General features: G+C 41.0%; 15 protein-coding genes and 2 pseudogenes. 5 read left to right on the top strand and 12 right to left on the bottom strand.

Annotation, left to right across the window (positions count from 1 at the left end):
• The first annotated feature begins 332 nt into the window (after positions 1 to 332).
• Positions 333 to 536: a hypothetical protein gene (locus tag G1O98_RS14855; RefSeq protein ID WP_163929505.1), complete on the top strand. Its 204-nt coding sequence runs from the start codon at positions 333 to 335 to the stop codon at positions 534 to 536.
• A 422-nt stretch (positions 537 to 958) separates the two neighbouring features.
• Here G1O98_RS14855 and G1O98_RS14850 read toward each other — a convergent pair.
• From G1O98_RS14850 to G1O98_RS14820, 7 genes and pseudogenes are all read right to left on the bottom strand, one after another.
• A pseudogene (locus tag G1O98_RS14850) lies at positions 959 to 1,257 on the bottom strand (hypothetical protein); the annotation flags it as partial.
• Positions 1,254 to 1,565: a chaperone modulator CbpM gene (locus tag G1O98_RS14845; RefSeq protein ID WP_163929504.1), complete on the bottom strand. Its 312-nt coding sequence runs from the start codon at positions 1,563 to 1,565 to the stop codon at positions 1,254 to 1,256. The gene G1O98_RS14845 and the pseudogene G1O98_RS14850, both read right to left, overlap by 4 nt.
• Complete coding sequence (locus G1O98_RS14840; protein ID WP_163929503.1) at positions 1,562 to 2,509, bottom strand: DnaJ C-terminal domain-containing protein; 948 nt, start codon at positions 2,507 to 2,509, stop codon at positions 1,562 to 1,564. The genes G1O98_RS14845 and G1O98_RS14840 overlap by 4 nt, the downstream gene beginning before the upstream one ends.
• A gap of 119 nt (positions 2,510 to 2,628) precedes the next feature.
• Positions 2,629 to 3,135, bottom strand: a complete 507-nt coding sequence (locus G1O98_RS14835) for a hypothetical protein (protein ID WP_163929502.1) — start codon at positions 3,133 to 3,135, stop codon at positions 2,629 to 2,631.
• A gap of 94 nt (positions 3,136 to 3,229) precedes the next feature.
• Positions 3,230 to 4,078 (bottom strand): DUF6544 family protein, encoded by an 849-nt coding sequence (locus G1O98_RS14830; protein WP_163929501.1) that lies wholly within the window; start codon positions 4,076 to 4,078, stop codon positions 3,230 to 3,232.
• Positions 4,079 to 4,820: 742 nt separating this feature from the next.
• A complete protein-coding gene (locus G1O98_RS14825) occupies positions 4,821 to 5,690 on the bottom strand; it encodes a hypothetical protein (RefSeq protein WP_163929500.1) in 870 nt (289 codons plus the stop codon).
• 728 nt (positions 5,691 to 6,418) lie between these two features.
• Positions 6,419 to 6,889 (bottom strand): hypothetical protein, encoded by a 471-nt coding sequence (locus G1O98_RS14820; protein WP_163929499.1) that lies wholly within the window; start codon positions 6,887 to 6,889, stop codon positions 6,419 to 6,421.
• A 633-nt stretch (positions 6,890 to 7,522) separates the two neighbouring features.
• Between G1O98_RS14820 and G1O98_RS14815 the strand changes: the two genes are divergently transcribed.
• From G1O98_RS14815 to G1O98_RS14800, 4 genes and pseudogenes are all read left to right on the top strand, one after another.
• Positions 7,523 to 8,635, top strand: coding sequence for a HAMP domain-containing sensor histidine kinase (locus G1O98_RS14815; RefSeq protein WP_163929498.1), 1,113 nt, complete (start codon positions 7,523 to 7,525; stop codon positions 8,633 to 8,635).
• A gap of 130 nt (positions 8,636 to 8,765) precedes the next feature.
• Positions 8,766 to 8,941, top strand: a pseudogene (locus tag G1O98_RS39990) (glycosyltransferase family 4 protein); the annotation flags it as partial.
• Positions 8,942 to 9,458: 517 nt separating this feature from the next.
• Positions 9,459 to 9,722, top strand: coding sequence for a winged helix-turn-helix domain-containing protein (locus tag G1O98_RS41130; RefSeq protein WP_345940555.1), 264 nt, complete (start codon positions 9,459 to 9,461; stop codon positions 9,720 to 9,722).
• 98 nt (positions 9,723 to 9,820) lie between these two features.
• Positions 9,821 to 10,300 carry a transposase gene (locus G1O98_RS14800; RefSeq protein ID WP_345940554.1) on the top strand — a complete coding sequence of 160 codons (480 nt, stop codon included), beginning with the start codon at positions 9,821 to 9,823 and terminating at the stop codon, positions 10,298 to 10,300.
• A gap of 340 nt (positions 10,301 to 10,640) precedes the next feature.
• On the opposite strand, the gene G1O98_RS14795 is transcribed toward G1O98_RS14800, so the two are convergent.
• From G1O98_RS14795 to G1O98_RS14775, 5 genes are read right to left on the bottom strand one after another with little or no spacing between them, the layout of a single operon-like run.
• Complete coding sequence (locus tag G1O98_RS14795; RefSeq protein WP_163929497.1) at positions 10,641 to 11,522, bottom strand: hypothetical protein; 882 nt, start codon at positions 11,520 to 11,522, stop codon at positions 10,641 to 10,643.
• Positions 11,519 to 12,340, bottom strand: coding sequence for a hypothetical protein (locus G1O98_RS14790; RefSeq protein WP_163929496.1), 822 nt, complete (start codon positions 12,338 to 12,340; stop codon positions 11,519 to 11,521). Before G1O98_RS14790 ends, G1O98_RS14795 begins: the two co-directional genes overlap by 4 nt.
• A 7-nt stretch (positions 12,341 to 12,347) precedes the next feature.
• On the bottom strand, positions 12,348 to 13,265 hold the full coding sequence (locus G1O98_RS14785) for a radical SAM protein (protein ID WP_163929495.1): 918 nt from the start codon (positions 13,263 to 13,265) through the stop codon (positions 12,348 to 12,350).
• 54 nt (positions 13,266 to 13,319) lie between these two features.
• Positions 13,320 to 14,357: a methyltransferase gene (locus G1O98_RS14780; protein ID WP_163929494.1), complete on the bottom strand. Its 1,038-nt coding sequence runs from the start codon at positions 14,355 to 14,357 to the stop codon at positions 13,320 to 13,322.
• The gene (locus G1O98_RS14775; protein WP_163929493.1) at positions 14,354 to 15,073 is read right to left on the bottom strand and encodes a SapC family protein; all 720 of its coding nucleotides are present in this window, start codon (positions 15,071 to 15,073) and stop codon (positions 14,354 to 14,356) included. Before G1O98_RS14775 ends, G1O98_RS14780 begins: the two co-directional genes overlap by 4 nt.
• Between the last annotated feature and the right edge of the window lie 3 nt (positions 15,074 to 15,076).

Raw genomic sequence — 15,076 nt, 5'->3', positions numbered from 1 at the left:
CTACGAGACGCTTCGCCAACGCGAACGCTATCAGTCGGGGATTCAGACCCGCCACTGAATTGTTGCACCACCAAATTTTCAATTTGGTGGGGGTCTTAAACCCAATTATTCAGACGCTCGCAGACTCGCTCTAAGCGAAGCCATGCCGTTGGCGTTCGCGGAGCGTGTCGCAGACAAGCCTCTCGAAGAGAAGGCTTTACGCTGCGCTATCCGCCAGCGATGCACTGAGCCTGTCGAAGTGTCGCACAGAAAACATTGCTGAATTCTGACTCCTGACTCCTGAATTCTGTTTAATAAATCAGTCTTTTTAATTATCTTTAGGGCAAGAGTTTATGAATAGCTATAAGGGAGAATTTACCCTAGATAACCTCGTTTTTAACGCTAATGTAAAGGAATTTACGCACCAGATTAGCGACATCTATGGATTAAGCAACCAAGGTACAATTTCCCAGAAAGAGGCTTATACCCAGATTCAGGTCTTATTTGAAGCACTCAAGCGTTCCAAACAGGAACTTAGAATTGGCGAAAACTCTTGACAGTGCAATGCCGAATGGCACGCTTGTTAAGCTAAAGGGTTTGCAGCGTAAGGATTGCAGAGGTGCAGGGGTGCAGAGGGGAATTTTTAAATATCCGTTCGTATACCTTAAACTTCTTCTTTCTCCCCTGCTCCTCTGCTCCTCTGCACAAGAGCTGCCTTAATGATTTTCCCTTTACAAGCGTGCCATTCGTGCAATGCCAAAGACTAATAAGTAGGGGTGAAATTAACGAGGCTGTCCTTAGCCGCCACTTAACTTTCAAAATCTTTGCTGTGTAAAGCTGACAATAAAAATGCACGACCATATTAGCGCTGGGGGGAAAAGGGATGATTTCAAGTCCCCATTAGCGGAACTGGTAAGTAGTCCAGTGGACATCGCAGCGCTGGAATAAATAGTGAAAAAGCAGTCAACCAGTTATGTCAAAGATAAGAAATTCTGCGAAGAGCGAGGAGAAATTTGATCCCAAAATCTACGATAAAGGCGATCCAAATGATAGCAGCGTTGGCGAACGCGGGAGCGTGTCGCAGACAAGCCTTTCTGAAAGAGACTCGCTTCTAATAGAGGATTCAGCCCCCAAACTAGCTCAACGATAAAAAGTCCCAACCAACCAAGCAAAGCCCAGCACCAGCATCGGCGTTTCTAGCCAATCTTCCAACTGTTGCAGCACTTCGCTGCGCTCATAATCTAATGCAAGCTCTGACCATTGGTTCAGATAGCTCATAACGAGTTCGATGAATGAGACTGATAGACTTTTAGCTGTGCCCGTAATTGAGCGATTTCACTCGTCATATCTAACACCATTGCCGCTCCGACTAAGTTCAGCCCCAAATCTCGACGCAAGCGTTGAATCTGAGCAATTCGCGCAATCTCGCGGGAATGCAGTAAATCACCAATGGGTTCAATTACGCCTAACTCAACGTAAAACCTCACCAGGGTAATCGAAGTCTTAGTGATTAATGCAGCATATTCAAAGCTGTAAAGTTGTTCGCCTTCGAGTGAAACTACGGTTTTTGAAAGGCTGAAGGTCATAATTTTATCTCCTCTAATTGGGTACGTGGGTTAAAGCTAGTGTTTGCCTGGATTTTTTCGTAGTATTCTTGCTCGATCGCACTCAGGTCTTGCGGGGTGACAATCTGAAGTTTGGCAAATAAATCACCTCGTCCCCCTTTTGGCAATGTCCAGCCTTTACCGCGTAGTCTGAGCGATTGCCCCGATCGCACCCCTTTAGGAACTTTCATCATCACGCTACCATCGGGGGTAGGCACGCTGATTTCTGCCCCTAAAACCGCTTCATCAGGGCGAATTGGAATGTCACAAACAAGGTTATTGCCTTCAAATCGATAGAAGGGATGGGTTAACACTTCGATAGTTAAATACAAATCGCCGCGCTGTTGAGAGAACGGACTAGGACGACCTTTACCCTTGAGCCGAATTCGACTGCCTGGTTTTGCACCTGCGGGAATACGGACGTTGATCGTTTCGTCGTCGAGTTGCAAACGCTTTTGGACACCGTGAAATGCTTCGGAAAATGTGAGTGCGATCACAGCTTCAGTATCTGGTGCAGGAGCTTGAGAACGAAATCCCCCATTAAAATCATCAAAACCACCAGTGGAGGTTTTACCTCTCGTTCGACCCAGCAGATCGTTGATAAACGAATCAAAGTCGCCATACTGATCGAAGTCGGTTGTACCAACATTAGTAGAACTACTGGGTGGTGGCGCTTCAGTGTAACCAGGGTGATTCCAGTGCTGACCAAAGCGATCGTACTTCTGCCGCTTCTCTGGATCAGATAATACCTCATTCGCTTCATTGAGTTCTTTGAACTTTGTTTCTGCGTCTTTATCTCCAGGATTGAGGTCAGGATGATATTTGCGGGCAAGTTTGCGGTAAGTCCGTTTGATTTCTTCAGTCTTTGCGGTTTTGCTTACTCCCAAAATGGCATAGTAGTCTTTAAAATCTGTTGTAGTTGGCATCAGTTACCTCTTGTTCACGTAGCGGCAATTTAGGAGAATTGCAGGTTTTTTTCGGTGGGTGTATTTTCAGTTAGAGATAATTTCCAATTCAATCATGCTAACAATTGCTCTCACGAAGTCTAGGGAAGCTTCACACTTTTTATTTGAAGGCGATTCTTGTGTTTTGTATAAGTAAAGCCACTAGCAATAATCATCACAAAAGCAGGAGCCGCAAGCCATAACCAGAAACCAGGAAGTAACTTAATTAATAGAGGCTGACTATCAGGATTACTACCATTAGGTAACGCAAACCAATATGTTGAAATTGTGCCTGTAAAACCTACAATAATTGAACAAAAAGCAGAAGCTATTGAGAACTTGTATTTCTTTTGGACGAAAAAATTACAGGAATACCAATAAAGTGGATTAGCCAACCAGCCAATAGCCGGCGCTTGAAGAAATAACAATCCAAGTATTCCCCCAATCGTAACTTCAATCCCCTTCATGATATAAGTTGAACCTGTGTGTATTGTCTTGGGTTCGATTATCTCAAAAGTTAGTGCTGGCAAGCTAAGTGCCATTATATAAATAAATAAAGATATTCCTAATAAAAACAAGGGTTGTGTTAAAAAAGATGCTTTTTTCATCAGGTGGATTCTATACAGAGTTACTCGGCTATTCAAGATAAGATGAGAACAACATTAAAAGTGCAAATATGATGTTTGTTTCGATTGCAGTCCATCAAGACGCGAACTCATAGTGAATCTCTGTAGTTCTTCCTTTAAAATAAAGCCGAGTGCCTTCTGGATACTCCCATCCCACCTCGCCTTCTAAGGGAATAAGCATCCCATTACAAACTGAATATTCCCAGAATCGACCAACCCAAGGCATAGCAGTCAGCTTGTCACGATAACGAGCCTCAGCCCGACAAGTAGCGATCGCCCCTTCAGCATTAAACTGAAACACTAGGGAAACAGTGGTTGCACCATCCGTCAAAGTAGCGCGAGCAGAGGTATCATCAATCGCTTCCCAGCGCACACCCTGACTCGGTAATAGGGCAGTAGGATACCAAGTTGCCTCAGCAAAGAACCGCAATAATTCACCTTGGTTTGCTTCAGGCGTACTGTGTATTTTTGCAACCGTAAAAAGACCAAGTAATGATGCGTGTAAGTTACCTTCTCCTAAGAGATAGGTATCATGAACAAAGGCATTAACTCCTGGAGCCATCTGGATGCGTGCATCCCAATCAAAACCGAGGCGTTGAGTCATCACAAGTTGACTGGCAGTAAACGGATTCCACTTGGCTTCCGTTTCATTCAGATTGAACTGTCCTTGCTGAGAGAGCTTGACCACAGCCACAATCGGTTGTCCATCCTTGAGTACTGTCCGAAAAAATCGCTGTACGGGTTCTGGTAAGCCTTCAATTTCTTTTTGCTCATAGATTTGGGGCTTAATTGTTCGCCGTCCATTTATTAATTTGGCTCGTAAGTTCTCAGTGTTTGACTGCCAGCGATAGCTACCATAGATCGCAGCAAGTCCGAGGCAGACTATGATTAAAACACCAATCATTGCAATCCATTTTATACACATGATGCTTACCTATGGTTGTTAATTCAGAATTTGATAGATTGTTATGATAAGAATGATTATGAAAATAGATGTATAGATTAACTTAGTATATTTGGCTAACCAACTTGGAAGATAAATATCAAAGTTGTCCTTTTTGGAATTTGAATATTTTCGGGCAAGCAGATTTAATGGGCAGTGTAATTTAAACGTTAGTAGGGTTAGCCCTTCTAGAAATACAAATCCATAACCAATCCAGAGCCAGAGTTCGAGTTTATTGGTGATGGCAGCATAAAGCATATAGAAAATCACAAAGTTGAAGAATACCCATATCAACGTGTGAATGACTTTAATTAGCGTCAATTTTGTTTCATTTTCCATATAAGTTTTAGTGTAACGGATGGTTGTTTTATTTCCTGAATGAATTGATTGAATATGATATAAATGTTCTGAAAATCAATTTTGAACAAGATAAAATTGAGTATGGCACCAAAATAAAATTAGACGATTTGACAACCAGCAACTTTGCCAACAACGACGATCGCAGCAGTGATGACACCGAATACAGATAAAGCGACGACAAATGGTGATCGCACGAAGGCGTTGCTAAAGTAAAGAAATTAGTTGATCGGTGCGATCGTCCGACTCTTTTCTAGCCGAGCGATCGCTACAAACAATGTCATCTCTGCTATTGCAAATAGAATGAGGGCGATACCTACGGTGAGCTACGCTAACGCATTCATAATTTGCAGTTTAGATAGCTGATTTAAGTAGCTATTTGAGGTTTTTCTCTACCAAATTTCCACAGCAAGATGACACCCAAGCCAAACAGATTAACTAAGAAAACTACTAACCCTCCAAAAAATGGAATTAGTGTCAGAACCGTTAGGATCGCCAAACCCACCAAGAACTGCTGCTGTAAAGACCAATTGCGATTACTGACTAGGCGTTGACCGACAAAAAGTGCCACGCCTAATGATCCGACTAGAGAAGTGACGAGCGCAGTCAGACTTAGTAGTGGAATCAAGGGAATACCAATAAGCGTAATCGCCAGGAACACGCTGAAAAAGAGAATGGCGACAATCGCCCCCATTCCCCATAAACCAGTCAAACTAGGGTGCTGACGCAATTTTGTAGCCAAGTTCGGTAGGAACTGTGGGCTGGTATGCAAAATAATCAGTCCGAGAATAGCTGCTACTACGGCGGCACTAATTCTAAAAATGGCATTGAAGAAATATTGAGCGAAGAAGCTAATTCTGACTCGATCGGAACCATGCATCATCCCATGTTGATCGCTGAATGTGGTACGTTCACCACTAACGATCGCACCTTCTTCCTGTACGATTTTGCCGCCAAAGGAGTAAGCATCACCATCTACCCGCACTCCTTTTTTTAGGATGACATCCCCACCAAAAGCGATCGCAGTTTTCAAAACTCTGGCATTAGGTGATACCGTAACACTCCCTCCAAAAGCCAGGGCGTTTTCAACAACTTGATTCTCTGGTACAGTTACGCTTCCACCAAAGCGAATCAGGTTGGTATTGTTAATATTAATATCAGTCTGCGCCAGGGCATTGCCTGCAAATATTAAACAAATACTGGCTATAAAAACCAGAATTAATTGTTGCCATTTCATAGATTTTATCCTCCTGAACAACAAGAACATCGACATCTGAGATTAACCGGAGATGATATTACGAACAATTTCGCCGGATCGTTGTAACCCCATTTTTAGATGAGTTATTATAAAGTTCAGTCAAAATCAAGTCTTCTCGTTTCAAGATGCTGGCATTAAATTGTAGATACTGCTTTGCTATCTCCTCAAGATTTCTCCGATTTGAAAACTGCACCCTTAATTGCATCTCAAGAATATCTTGCTCAGAGGCGGTCAGTGGTAGTGCTGATGGCACGTTAGCGTACTACCCCCGCTTTCTAAACGGGCATTTCCTGATAGCAGTAACTACAGCGCCAGTAAAGTTCTCCCAAACGTACATGACGGAGTAAAATGTCTGAACAGTTAGGGCAAAAATGCTTACTCATCATCGATTGACTAATTGTTGTAGATATACTGAATTTGCGAGGAGTTGTTAATAAAGCTTTATTAAGCATATATTTGACTAACCTTTGTCAATTTGTTGATAAAGGTTAGTATGACACTCTAAGATTAGAGATCATGTTTAATCAAGCGTTTGATTAGTGTATAAGTTGTACAAGTTTTACTAAGATATTTTATTTTTAACCTTTATTTAATAATTTTTGAGCGTTTATCTCTCGTATGGTGTAATTCCATTAAAAAAAAATATTTACAACATATAAATTGACTGTAGTAGAAGTATAAATCTGTATGCCTCTACCCATATATCATTATTCTTGAATAAATTCTGTTTCTTGTTCTTTTTGGAATAATTTATTCTTTGGAGGTCTCTTAACCAGACGAACTTTCATCCACTGGAAGGAAACAAGGTTGAGTAACAGACCGATGATGAACAAAATCAGCATAAGCACAACCTGATACCAAGCGATCGGTTGCACCACTGAATCTGCAACAAGATGGCAAAAATTTAGTACGGTATATAATATGGTTAAACCAAAGTGAATGCTTCGGTAGCGACTCGAGTCAGTAAACACAGTAGCAATGATCGCAGCTATCGGGAACACAAAAAAGCCCAACATTAACCACATAATCGGGGCAACTTCTGCTATGCTTTGTGCGTGGGAGTCAGCTACACCAAGACCGTGAAAAAGAGGCATTAATCCCAACTGACTGTGAAAGAGAAGTCCCAACAAGAAAACGATCCAAAGGGTAATAATTTTTTCTTGATGTTTGATTACCATACTGTTTTGCACTCCCATTATTTTTCAGTAATTCGAGTTTGGGTAGCTAACAGAATAAGAATAGAGTAGCAAGGATATTGTAGCGAGAGAGTGCTTTTAAGCTTTCCATTTTAATTATTGTGTTGGAGAGCTTAATAGCTGCCACCCTCAGATATCCATAGTACTCTCTGAATCCTAATTTGAAGCAACTAAATTTGAGATTTTTGTAACGATTTGAAGGCTTTCAGTACAACTTATACAAGTCAGACACAATTCAACCTTGATTTCCAACAGCAGAATGTCACAGTAAATCTGGTTAGTAGATTCGCGATCAAAAAATTATGAAATTTGTAAACGTATTTCTTGCTGCCGTTACATTAATTACTGCTTCAGTATTGTTACCCAAGAGTATGAAGTAATTAAATCAGAATAGGGAGCATAACTGACCCAACAAGAGACAGATTTCGGATTTGGCGACTTAGCCAATCAGCGTTTTCGCGTAGAATATGCAGAATACTACCGTGAACCACTGTTTCTATCTGTATCTGCTCCTGTAAAGGGAAGAGTAGCGGCTTTTGAGGATACTGGATAATTCCTGTACCCCTTCGACTACATAGCGGTTAGGGACATGATTTAGAATGTGGGCAATTAACTATGTTACATGAATTTCTCTTAGAAGAACGTGACGAAATTCTCGCCTTATGTTCAAAAAAGATCGCGCGTCTTGCTGATTCCATGAGTTCGAGCGACGAAATGGAAAGAGGATTACCTGTGTTCTACGATGAACTCATTCAGGTATTACGTGCTGATGCTGATATAGATGAATCTGGGAAAGCAAATAACAATTCTATAGAAAGTCTTCACAGAGCCGCAGCAGAGCGCCGGGGGAAGGAGTCGTTAAAACTTGGCTACAGCATTTCTCAGGTTGTTCATGGCTACGGCGCTATTTGTCAAGCTATCACTGAGTATATTCAGGAGAATACTAATCAAACAACATCCCCTCGTGAATTCAATCGATTAAATTTCTGCCTCGATATCGCTATCGCTGAAGCGGTTACAGAGTTTAATCGAGGTCAGCGCGAGAATGCAGAGCGGGATGAGGTTCTACGTCTGGGATTTCTAGCACATGAGTTGCGAAATGCTTTGACCTCCGCTACTTTAGCTTCCCACCTTATAATTACAGGGAAAGTCGGAACCAATGGAAGTACATCTCGTATTCTTGAAAATGCCCATAGGCGTATGAGAGACATTATTGATCGTTCACTTGTTGAGGTGCGACTGCGGAACGAATCAACCCGACAATATCAGAGATGTCGAGTTATTCACCTAGTCAGTGAAGTTGAGGCTACTGCATGGTTTGAAGCAAGTGCGAAATCAATTAAGGTGTGTGTTGAGGTAGCGCCGGAATTGGAGGTTTTAATAGATCGTCACCTAATAATATCTGCCTTATCGAATCTGGTTCAAAATGCCATTAAGTTTACGAAGCAGGGTGGGATTGTATGGATACGCGGTAAGGCTGTAGGTGGGCGTGTTTTGATTGAAATAGAGGATCAATGTGGAGGACTCCCGCCTGGTGAGGTGGAAGAACTTTTTAAGGCTTTTTCTCAGATGGGAACAGATAGATCAGGATTGGGGATTGGGCTTACAATTTCACGACGCGCCGTGTCCCTAAACAAGGGTGTACTCTCAGTTCGGGATATCCCCTATCAAGGATGTGTCTTCTCAATTGATTTACCCAAAGCTTCCTCCCCTCTCCCCACTACATAATCCTCTAGCTCCATCTTCGCTGCGCTCGCTTATGTAAACTCCAACTATTTTTCTAGTCTTTTTATCCAAAGCTAAAAAGAAATAATTTTAGTTACTAAATCTCTATTATCACTACATATTTACCACTACCAAAATGTTTAGACTTGCTAAAAATCAACTATACGTTAGTATTTCCAAAGCACAACGGGAACCAAGGTTAGGACTCAACTATTTAACAACGTTATAGATGTTATTAGTTATGAGTTGACTGCTCAACCAAAATATCCACTCTCTCTTGCATTTCTAGGTCGTATATCTCCAGACAAGGAGCGACATCATCATTAAAATCTGCTATCAGATAGAAAAGACCGCACGCAGCTACTCAACTTAATTGTTGCAGTGGTTATTATTTATTTTTTTCAGCCCGGAGCGAAGATATTTAGCTAGAAAAGCCTTTTCGATAATATAACTAGTTGTATAGTTTTGAGGAATGAGATGTAGTGCTTGTGCAATTAAATCATTTAAGTTTGATGGGTGTTCATACCAATTCTATATGAGGCTGCATAGAAATGTAGAATAGAGAATATGGAAGATAAAACAGTACAAGCAAACAATGAGAAGGTCTTTCAATCTAGACATAAGCGAGAGTGCAGAGTATTTATCCAAAAGTCTCAAGAAAGCTCGCACCGCCTTTGAAAAAGAACGTTTACAAATGCTGTGGTAGATAAAAACAAGACAAGTAACGCAGCACAAGGAATTAAGTCAAAGGCTAGGTAGAGATGGTTCAACATTAACAAGATGGTTACAAAGGTATCGACAAGGGGGACTAGAAAAACTTCTAGAGGTGAAAACTGCCCCAGGAGCAACACCTAAAATTCCAGAAGAAATCCTCAAAAAGCTGGTAGCAAGACTGGAATGCCCACAGGGTTTTAGCAGTTATGGTCAAATTGTGGAGTGGTTGGAGCAGGAATTTCATCTGCAAGTCAAATATAAAACGATCTATCGCTTAGTACGCTATCAACTCAAGGCAACACTCAAAGTACCTAGACCTGTTAGTAAAGAGCAAAATGAAGAAGCAGTGAGTCTGTTTAAAAAAACATTCCTCTAGCTTTACTAACTTTGCAAAACCTTTAAGGCATTGGCAAGCGACTGCGTTACCTGTGTCAGGATGAAACCAGACTAGGGCTAAAAACAGAAACTGGGCGAGTGATTACGGCTCGTGGTGTGAAACCCATAGTCAGTGTACAGTGGCCAAGAAAAGCGTTCTGGCTGTATGGGGTGGTCGAACCGTTGGCAGGATGGCATTTTTGTCGGGAATATCCTCATCTCGATAGTGAGAATTTTCAAAAATTTATTGATGCCCTTTCTCTTGAATTGGGTGATGATATGGCTTTAATGCAAATGGATCAAGCTTCTGCTCATCAAGCTTTGGCACTGGCTTGGCCTGAAAATCTCATCCCTATTTTTCAACCATCTCATAGTCCTCAACTCAACCCAATTGAAAGATTATGGCAGTTTATTAAGCGTCAGTTCAAGGGTGAGAATTTCTCAAATTTACAAGAATTGCGCCAACGGGTTCAACATGAGCTAGCTCAAATGTCTTCCGAGTTAATCTCCTTTTTGACCTGTTATGACTTCATTCTTGAAGCTCTATTTCACGAAGCTTTATTCTATGCATCTTCATAGAGAATTGGTATAACGATTTATGGCACAATTTAACAGTGATTGCAACTGCTCGTAACTAATCCCTAGAATTTGTTTCGTTTGGTGTGGATACTTCTGGATATAATCAAAAATCATAACTAATACAGAAAAATGATAGACACTTACTTAAACGTTTTACCATTTTTCTTTTCCTAAGTTAATATTTCGGACAAGTCTTCTGATGTCTGGCGATATCTGCGCGTGGATAGCTTCTCGAATTAATCCGGAACTAAGGCAATCGCCTGAGCAACCTTTGTAAACTATCTTTGCACCAAGTCAAAGTTATAGTTGCATTGTACATTCAAGTCAAATTCCATAAGCATCAAAATATACCGTAGTAACCACTTTTAAGAATTACAATATTTTCTTTTTCTGCCCTATAGTCGAAGCCCACATCATACAGTAAATGACTGAGCTTTGCCCTGTTAATCTTGACAAACTCGATGATTTTAGTCGGATAGCCCAGTTTTGTCAAAAAGATGAGCAACTGATCTACATTAATACCAGAGAAATAAACTGTGTCGCATTGTTGCTTGTTTGCTAGACAGATTGTTTGGCAGTTTTGTAGTTCTGGCCAGAGAATCTGGTGGATATCGATTTGCTGACAGTCAATATGAGCAGAACAACAGATTTTTGATGCGACATCGGAGAGTTGTTGCGCTGCATTGAAAAAAAAGTAGAAGTTTTCCAACTGGGTTTGGCGATCGCCGATCGCATAGGCAATTCCTGAAGAAACTGTACTCCCTGGGTTGCCAATATACATATTAATTGTTTCTAGTTTACGAGTACCAGAAACAAGTTCTTGGTCAATATCTAGGGAAAACATGAAATAGGGAAAACTATCCCTTGGTGAAACATCGCAATCAATGTACGGAGCGATCACCTCTAAAACTCGCTGCATCGAGATATTTCTTTCTCGTCTTTGATAATCGTAGAAATAAAATTCCCAAACCAAGCGATTTCCTAGCCATTTGATACCCCAGACTGTTTGAAATAGTCCAATTGCCTCACGAATAGATTGAACAATTTGAAAAGCCCGCTCGTCAACTCCTACGATTTGAAAGGAATGAAACAGTAAATTGACGGGGCGTAACTTATTTTCTACTGTAGCTACTGGCATATATGGCCATAAACAGTAATTAAAATATTTATCTTGAGCAGTCGTATACTCAAAGTCATCCTCATCTAGCTTTCTTAACATCATCTGCCTTCAAGTCCATAATAAATGTTGAAGAAATTCTGACCATCACGGTGTATTCCACCGGCGATATGTCCCAAGAACTTGTCTTTAATTTGAGTATAATGAGGCAAAAACAAATTTTCGGAAATGGAATAGTAACGGAACATTCTGACGAGAATCTGTTGTATTTCCCGCACTCGGAGTTTTGCTGGATAAATGTTGAGATCGTAGGATTTTCTAGAGTTATTTTCTTCTATTATTTCTAGATAACTTAGTCCATTATCACCTGAACGGTTAGCAGCAATTTCGAGAATAATATTACTAATAGCAAGGGATTCTGAATGTGCATTATCCGGATAGATCTGTGAGAGCTTGTTAACAATATCCTGGACTGATAGAGCAGGATATCGGTAGTATTTAGTAATAATCTTGTCAGATTTCTTTAAAGGATTCCACTTAAAGCTTAAATGCAAAAGCATGCGATCGCGATTATTAGTATCCTCATGATTGTCCAATTCTAGATAAACTTTGTAGAGACTTTTGTTGTGATTTTCCTCAAAGCCAAAATGGACAAATTTTGTCAAGTCTAAATGCTGTTTGCTTGACGCTAGAAACTCCTCAGGCATAGCCAAATCAGAACATAAATCTAGAAGTCTTCCATGAGGGTTATCTCCCAGCGATCGTTTGCTGATACTCAAGAGGAAGCGATCTGCAAGCAGGGTTTGCTGACAAATTCTCAATGATTGCTCATAGCCGTAGGGAACTTTGAGATTCGTAATCAGTTCTAAAAGCTTTTGCGCCGATGCAACTGTTGATTCTGTATGGGGATTGGGAAAATGCACTGTCCTTTTAGGCTAGGAATGGAGTTTGTATTGGCAGAGGAGAGAGAATATCTTCCTGCCAGCCGAACTTTTTGATGTAGGCTGTATTCAGTCCAAGACACTGACGAGAACCACATTTTTCTCGGTGAATACACTGAAAAAAACCGTTACGCATGAACTCTGTCCAAAAAGCATCATCAATAAAAAGCTTGGGTTGATCGTTGTTTAAAGCTTTGCTATACTCTCCTAAAAGACACTCTGGAAAGTTTTTGACTTCTATCGCCAGACCTTTTTGCCAAGCTTTGGCGATCGCTTCCTTGAGAAAAGGAAGTATCTCTGTATACGGAACTATCAGGTCTTTTTCATCCGTTTCATTCATCGGCCAGTAATTCCAAAAATCCATTTGTACCAATCTGCGTAGGTGTGCTAAACAATCTACTATTCTAGGCAAGTCACGGTAACTACGCTTGGTTATGACTGTATTTGTTAATAGGAATACATTCTCATAGGCATCTAAATTTTCTAATCCGCGCATCATCTTCGCAAAAGCTCCCCTAACAAGTGCGATCGCATCGTGGGTTTCGGCATCTGCTGCCATGACACTAACAAAGTATTCATCGATACCCGCCTCTACTAATTCCCGGCAATAATTCTCGTCTGCTAGACGGATGCCGTTAGTTTGGATGCGAACATGCTCGAATCCGTTCTGGCGAGCCATGCGAGCTAAATCTGGTAAGTTTGAACTGAGGGTAATTTCCGAGCCTGTAAAGATTGCACCCTTCCAGCATCGGTGTTGCTGATTATAGCTCAGGATTTCCTGAAAGCGTTCCATCGATTCCGGTTTGAGCCAATCCATTGTCCCTTCAATCATGCAATGTTCGCATTTGAGGTTGCAGCGAAAGTGCATGGTGAATTCGACATATTGTTTGGGGTCAAAATATCCCATAAGTTTCCAGATTAATAGTTTTGAGATAAAAGATTATAATGTTTTATGTTTTGATTAAACTTTGCTTTTCTTGGCGACGATGAGAAAGAATGGCATTTCCAGGTTAATTGATTGGATAGTGATCTCCTCAAACCCTTGAGCCTTTAATTGTCTTTGGTAAACTAAGGGAGAACGAAAATAACGAAATAAGAGGAGCATAGGAAGTAAAGAATAAGGCAAGGGTTTATCTGTCAATTCTATTTTCCCTCTTTCAAAGATCAGTAATGTGCCGCCAGGTGCTAGGGATTTACTGGCATTGGCAATGAATTGCTCAGATGCTTCTTCTGGCCAATCGTGAAGTATGGATTTAAAAGTAATTAGATTAAATTCTGTGGACAAAGAATCTACTAAGGCATTTCCTTTGATAAAGTTGATTCTGTTAGCTTCTGGTTCTTGTGCTATGTGAGCTTGACCGAGATCGCAAACCAGAGGTAAATCAATCACCGTTGCTAGTAGCTTTGGGTGTTGCTTGCAGATTTGTAGGACAAATTCACCACTATTACCGCCAATATCCAGAATGCGTTTGTACTGGCTAAAGTCATGATATTGCAAACATACCTGTGCCTCATACTTGGTTAGGGTTGTGGTGATTCGCAGCCAACGCTTTGTTAATTCATAGTTTTCAGAAGTTGGTTCAAAACATCGGTGATAGCCAAACAGATCGAAGAGGCGCGATCGCTCCATGAATTGGCGTGAATTTTCCAGTAATAAGGTGAAGTGGTTGGCAAAGTCAGGCGCAATCCAATTGGCGAAGTCAAGTTTAACTTGCAGCAAATCGCGATACTGTAAAGCGATCGCAAATTGGGAACTGAGTTGGATCTGACCGTTGTCTTCTTCGATTGCCCCATTGATCTTGAGTAAATCGAGCAATAAGGCTATTCCCGTGCGATCGCTTAGAAGTTTGCGTTCGAGAGTATCCAGCGTACAAGGTTGATTTTGCTGTAAATAGTCGATTGCTCCGATTTCAAAAGCACTTTTTAGTACTTGCGCCTTGACGAATGTATTAATAAAATCATCAACGCAGAGGTAGGCGAGTGCATTTTGGGTATTCATTGTGCAATTCGTTCCACCATTGTGTTGAAATTACGCATTGATTGTAGATGTAAGTAGAGCAATTCCAGTTCATTTGTCTGTAAAAGGTCTACAAGCTGCTCCCCCGAAAGCTGATTTAAGCGATTGCGGTTAACTGCCATAAAACCTGCTAAAGATGATTGCTCGCCTGTATCTAGGGTAAACTTGGCCCTCATTGGTTCGAGCAAATCTAGTGCTTTGAGCTTATTGCAAAAGAGTTGTGTGCGCTGATGTTGCATCTGGAATTCTTTGAGAAATGCCAGAACACTTTCTAGATATTGGGTTTGTGCTCCTTCGGTATCAAAAAGTCGCTCGCCACGTCCTTCTTGATTACACCCAGCAAACCCTTCATCAATGCAAAGTGTAAAAGTATTTCCCTCGTCATTACTAGAAAATACAAACGGATAACGTCGGATAAAAGCGGGAATATATTTTGCTTGCCAATCTCCTTTTTCTGTGAGGTAAAGGTTTTCCTGCTCTTTAATTCCCAAGATAGCCACTGCCATCACCGATGTTTCTGTCTCCGTAAACACAATGGCATATTCTGTCACTGCTTTGGGAAACTCCACCGCCATTAAGGGGACTGAATTGATCTGTCGTGCAAAACTGTAGTCTGTGCCTGTTTTGACTGACCAGTTGCCATGTCTTTCCTGGGTAATGGGCGTTGTCTGTTCGTAGATTAGTAGTTGCTTGTTCACTTT

Source organism: Nostoc sp. UIC 10630 (genome assembly GCF_010747425.1).
Classification (GTDB): Bacteria; Cyanobacteriota; Cyanobacteriia; order Cyanobacteriales; family Nostocaceae; genus Nostoc.
The sequence above is the reverse complement of the archived record's forward strand: the minus strand, read 5'-3'. Positions and strand labels throughout refer to the sequence as shown.

What these genes read in the sequence shown, in the direction of transcription:
- G1O98_RS14840 (WP_163929503.1), bottom strand. Translation starts at nt 2,509, where the DNA reads ATGCCAACTACAACAGATTTTAAAGACTACTATGCCATTTTGGGAGTA.
- G1O98_RS14820 (WP_163929499.1), bottom strand. Translation starts at nt 6,889, where the DNA reads ATGGTAATCAAACATCAAGAAAAAATTATTACCCTTTGGATCGTTTTC.
- G1O98_RS14785 (WP_163929495.1), bottom strand. Translation starts at nt 13,265, where the DNA reads ATGGGATATTTTGACCCCAAACAATATGTCGAATTCACCATGCACTTT.
- G1O98_RS14815 (WP_163929498.1), top strand. Translation starts at nt 7,523, where the DNA reads ATGTTACATGAATTTCTCTTAGAAGAACGTGACGAAATTCTCGCCTTA.
- G1O98_RS14780 (WP_163929494.1), bottom strand. Translation starts at nt 14,357, where the DNA reads ATGAATACCCAAAATGCACTCGCCTACCTCTGCGTTGATGATTTTATT.
- G1O98_RS14825 (WP_163929500.1), bottom strand. Translation starts at nt 5,690, where the DNA reads ATGAAATGGCAACAATTAATTCTGGTTTTTATAGCCAGTATTTGTTTA.
- G1O98_RS14830 (WP_163929501.1), bottom strand. Translation starts at nt 4,078, where the DNA reads ATGTGTATAAAATGGATTGCAATGATTGGTGTTTTAATCATAGTCTGC.
- G1O98_RS14835 (WP_163929502.1), bottom strand. Translation starts at nt 3,135, where the DNA reads ATGAAAAAAGCATCTTTTTTAACACAACCCTTGTTTTTATTAGGAATA.
- G1O98_RS14795 (WP_163929497.1), bottom strand. Translation starts at nt 11,522, where the DNA reads ATGATGTTAAGAAAGCTAGATGAGGATGACTTTGAGTATACGACTGCT.
- G1O98_RS14855 (WP_163929505.1), top strand. Translation starts at nt 333, where the DNA reads ATGAATAGCTATAAGGGAGAATTTACCCTAGATAACCTCGTTTTTAAC.
- G1O98_RS14845 (WP_163929504.1), bottom strand. Translation starts at nt 1,565, where the DNA reads ATGACCTTCAGCCTTTCAAAAACCGTAGTTTCACTCGAAGGCGAACAA.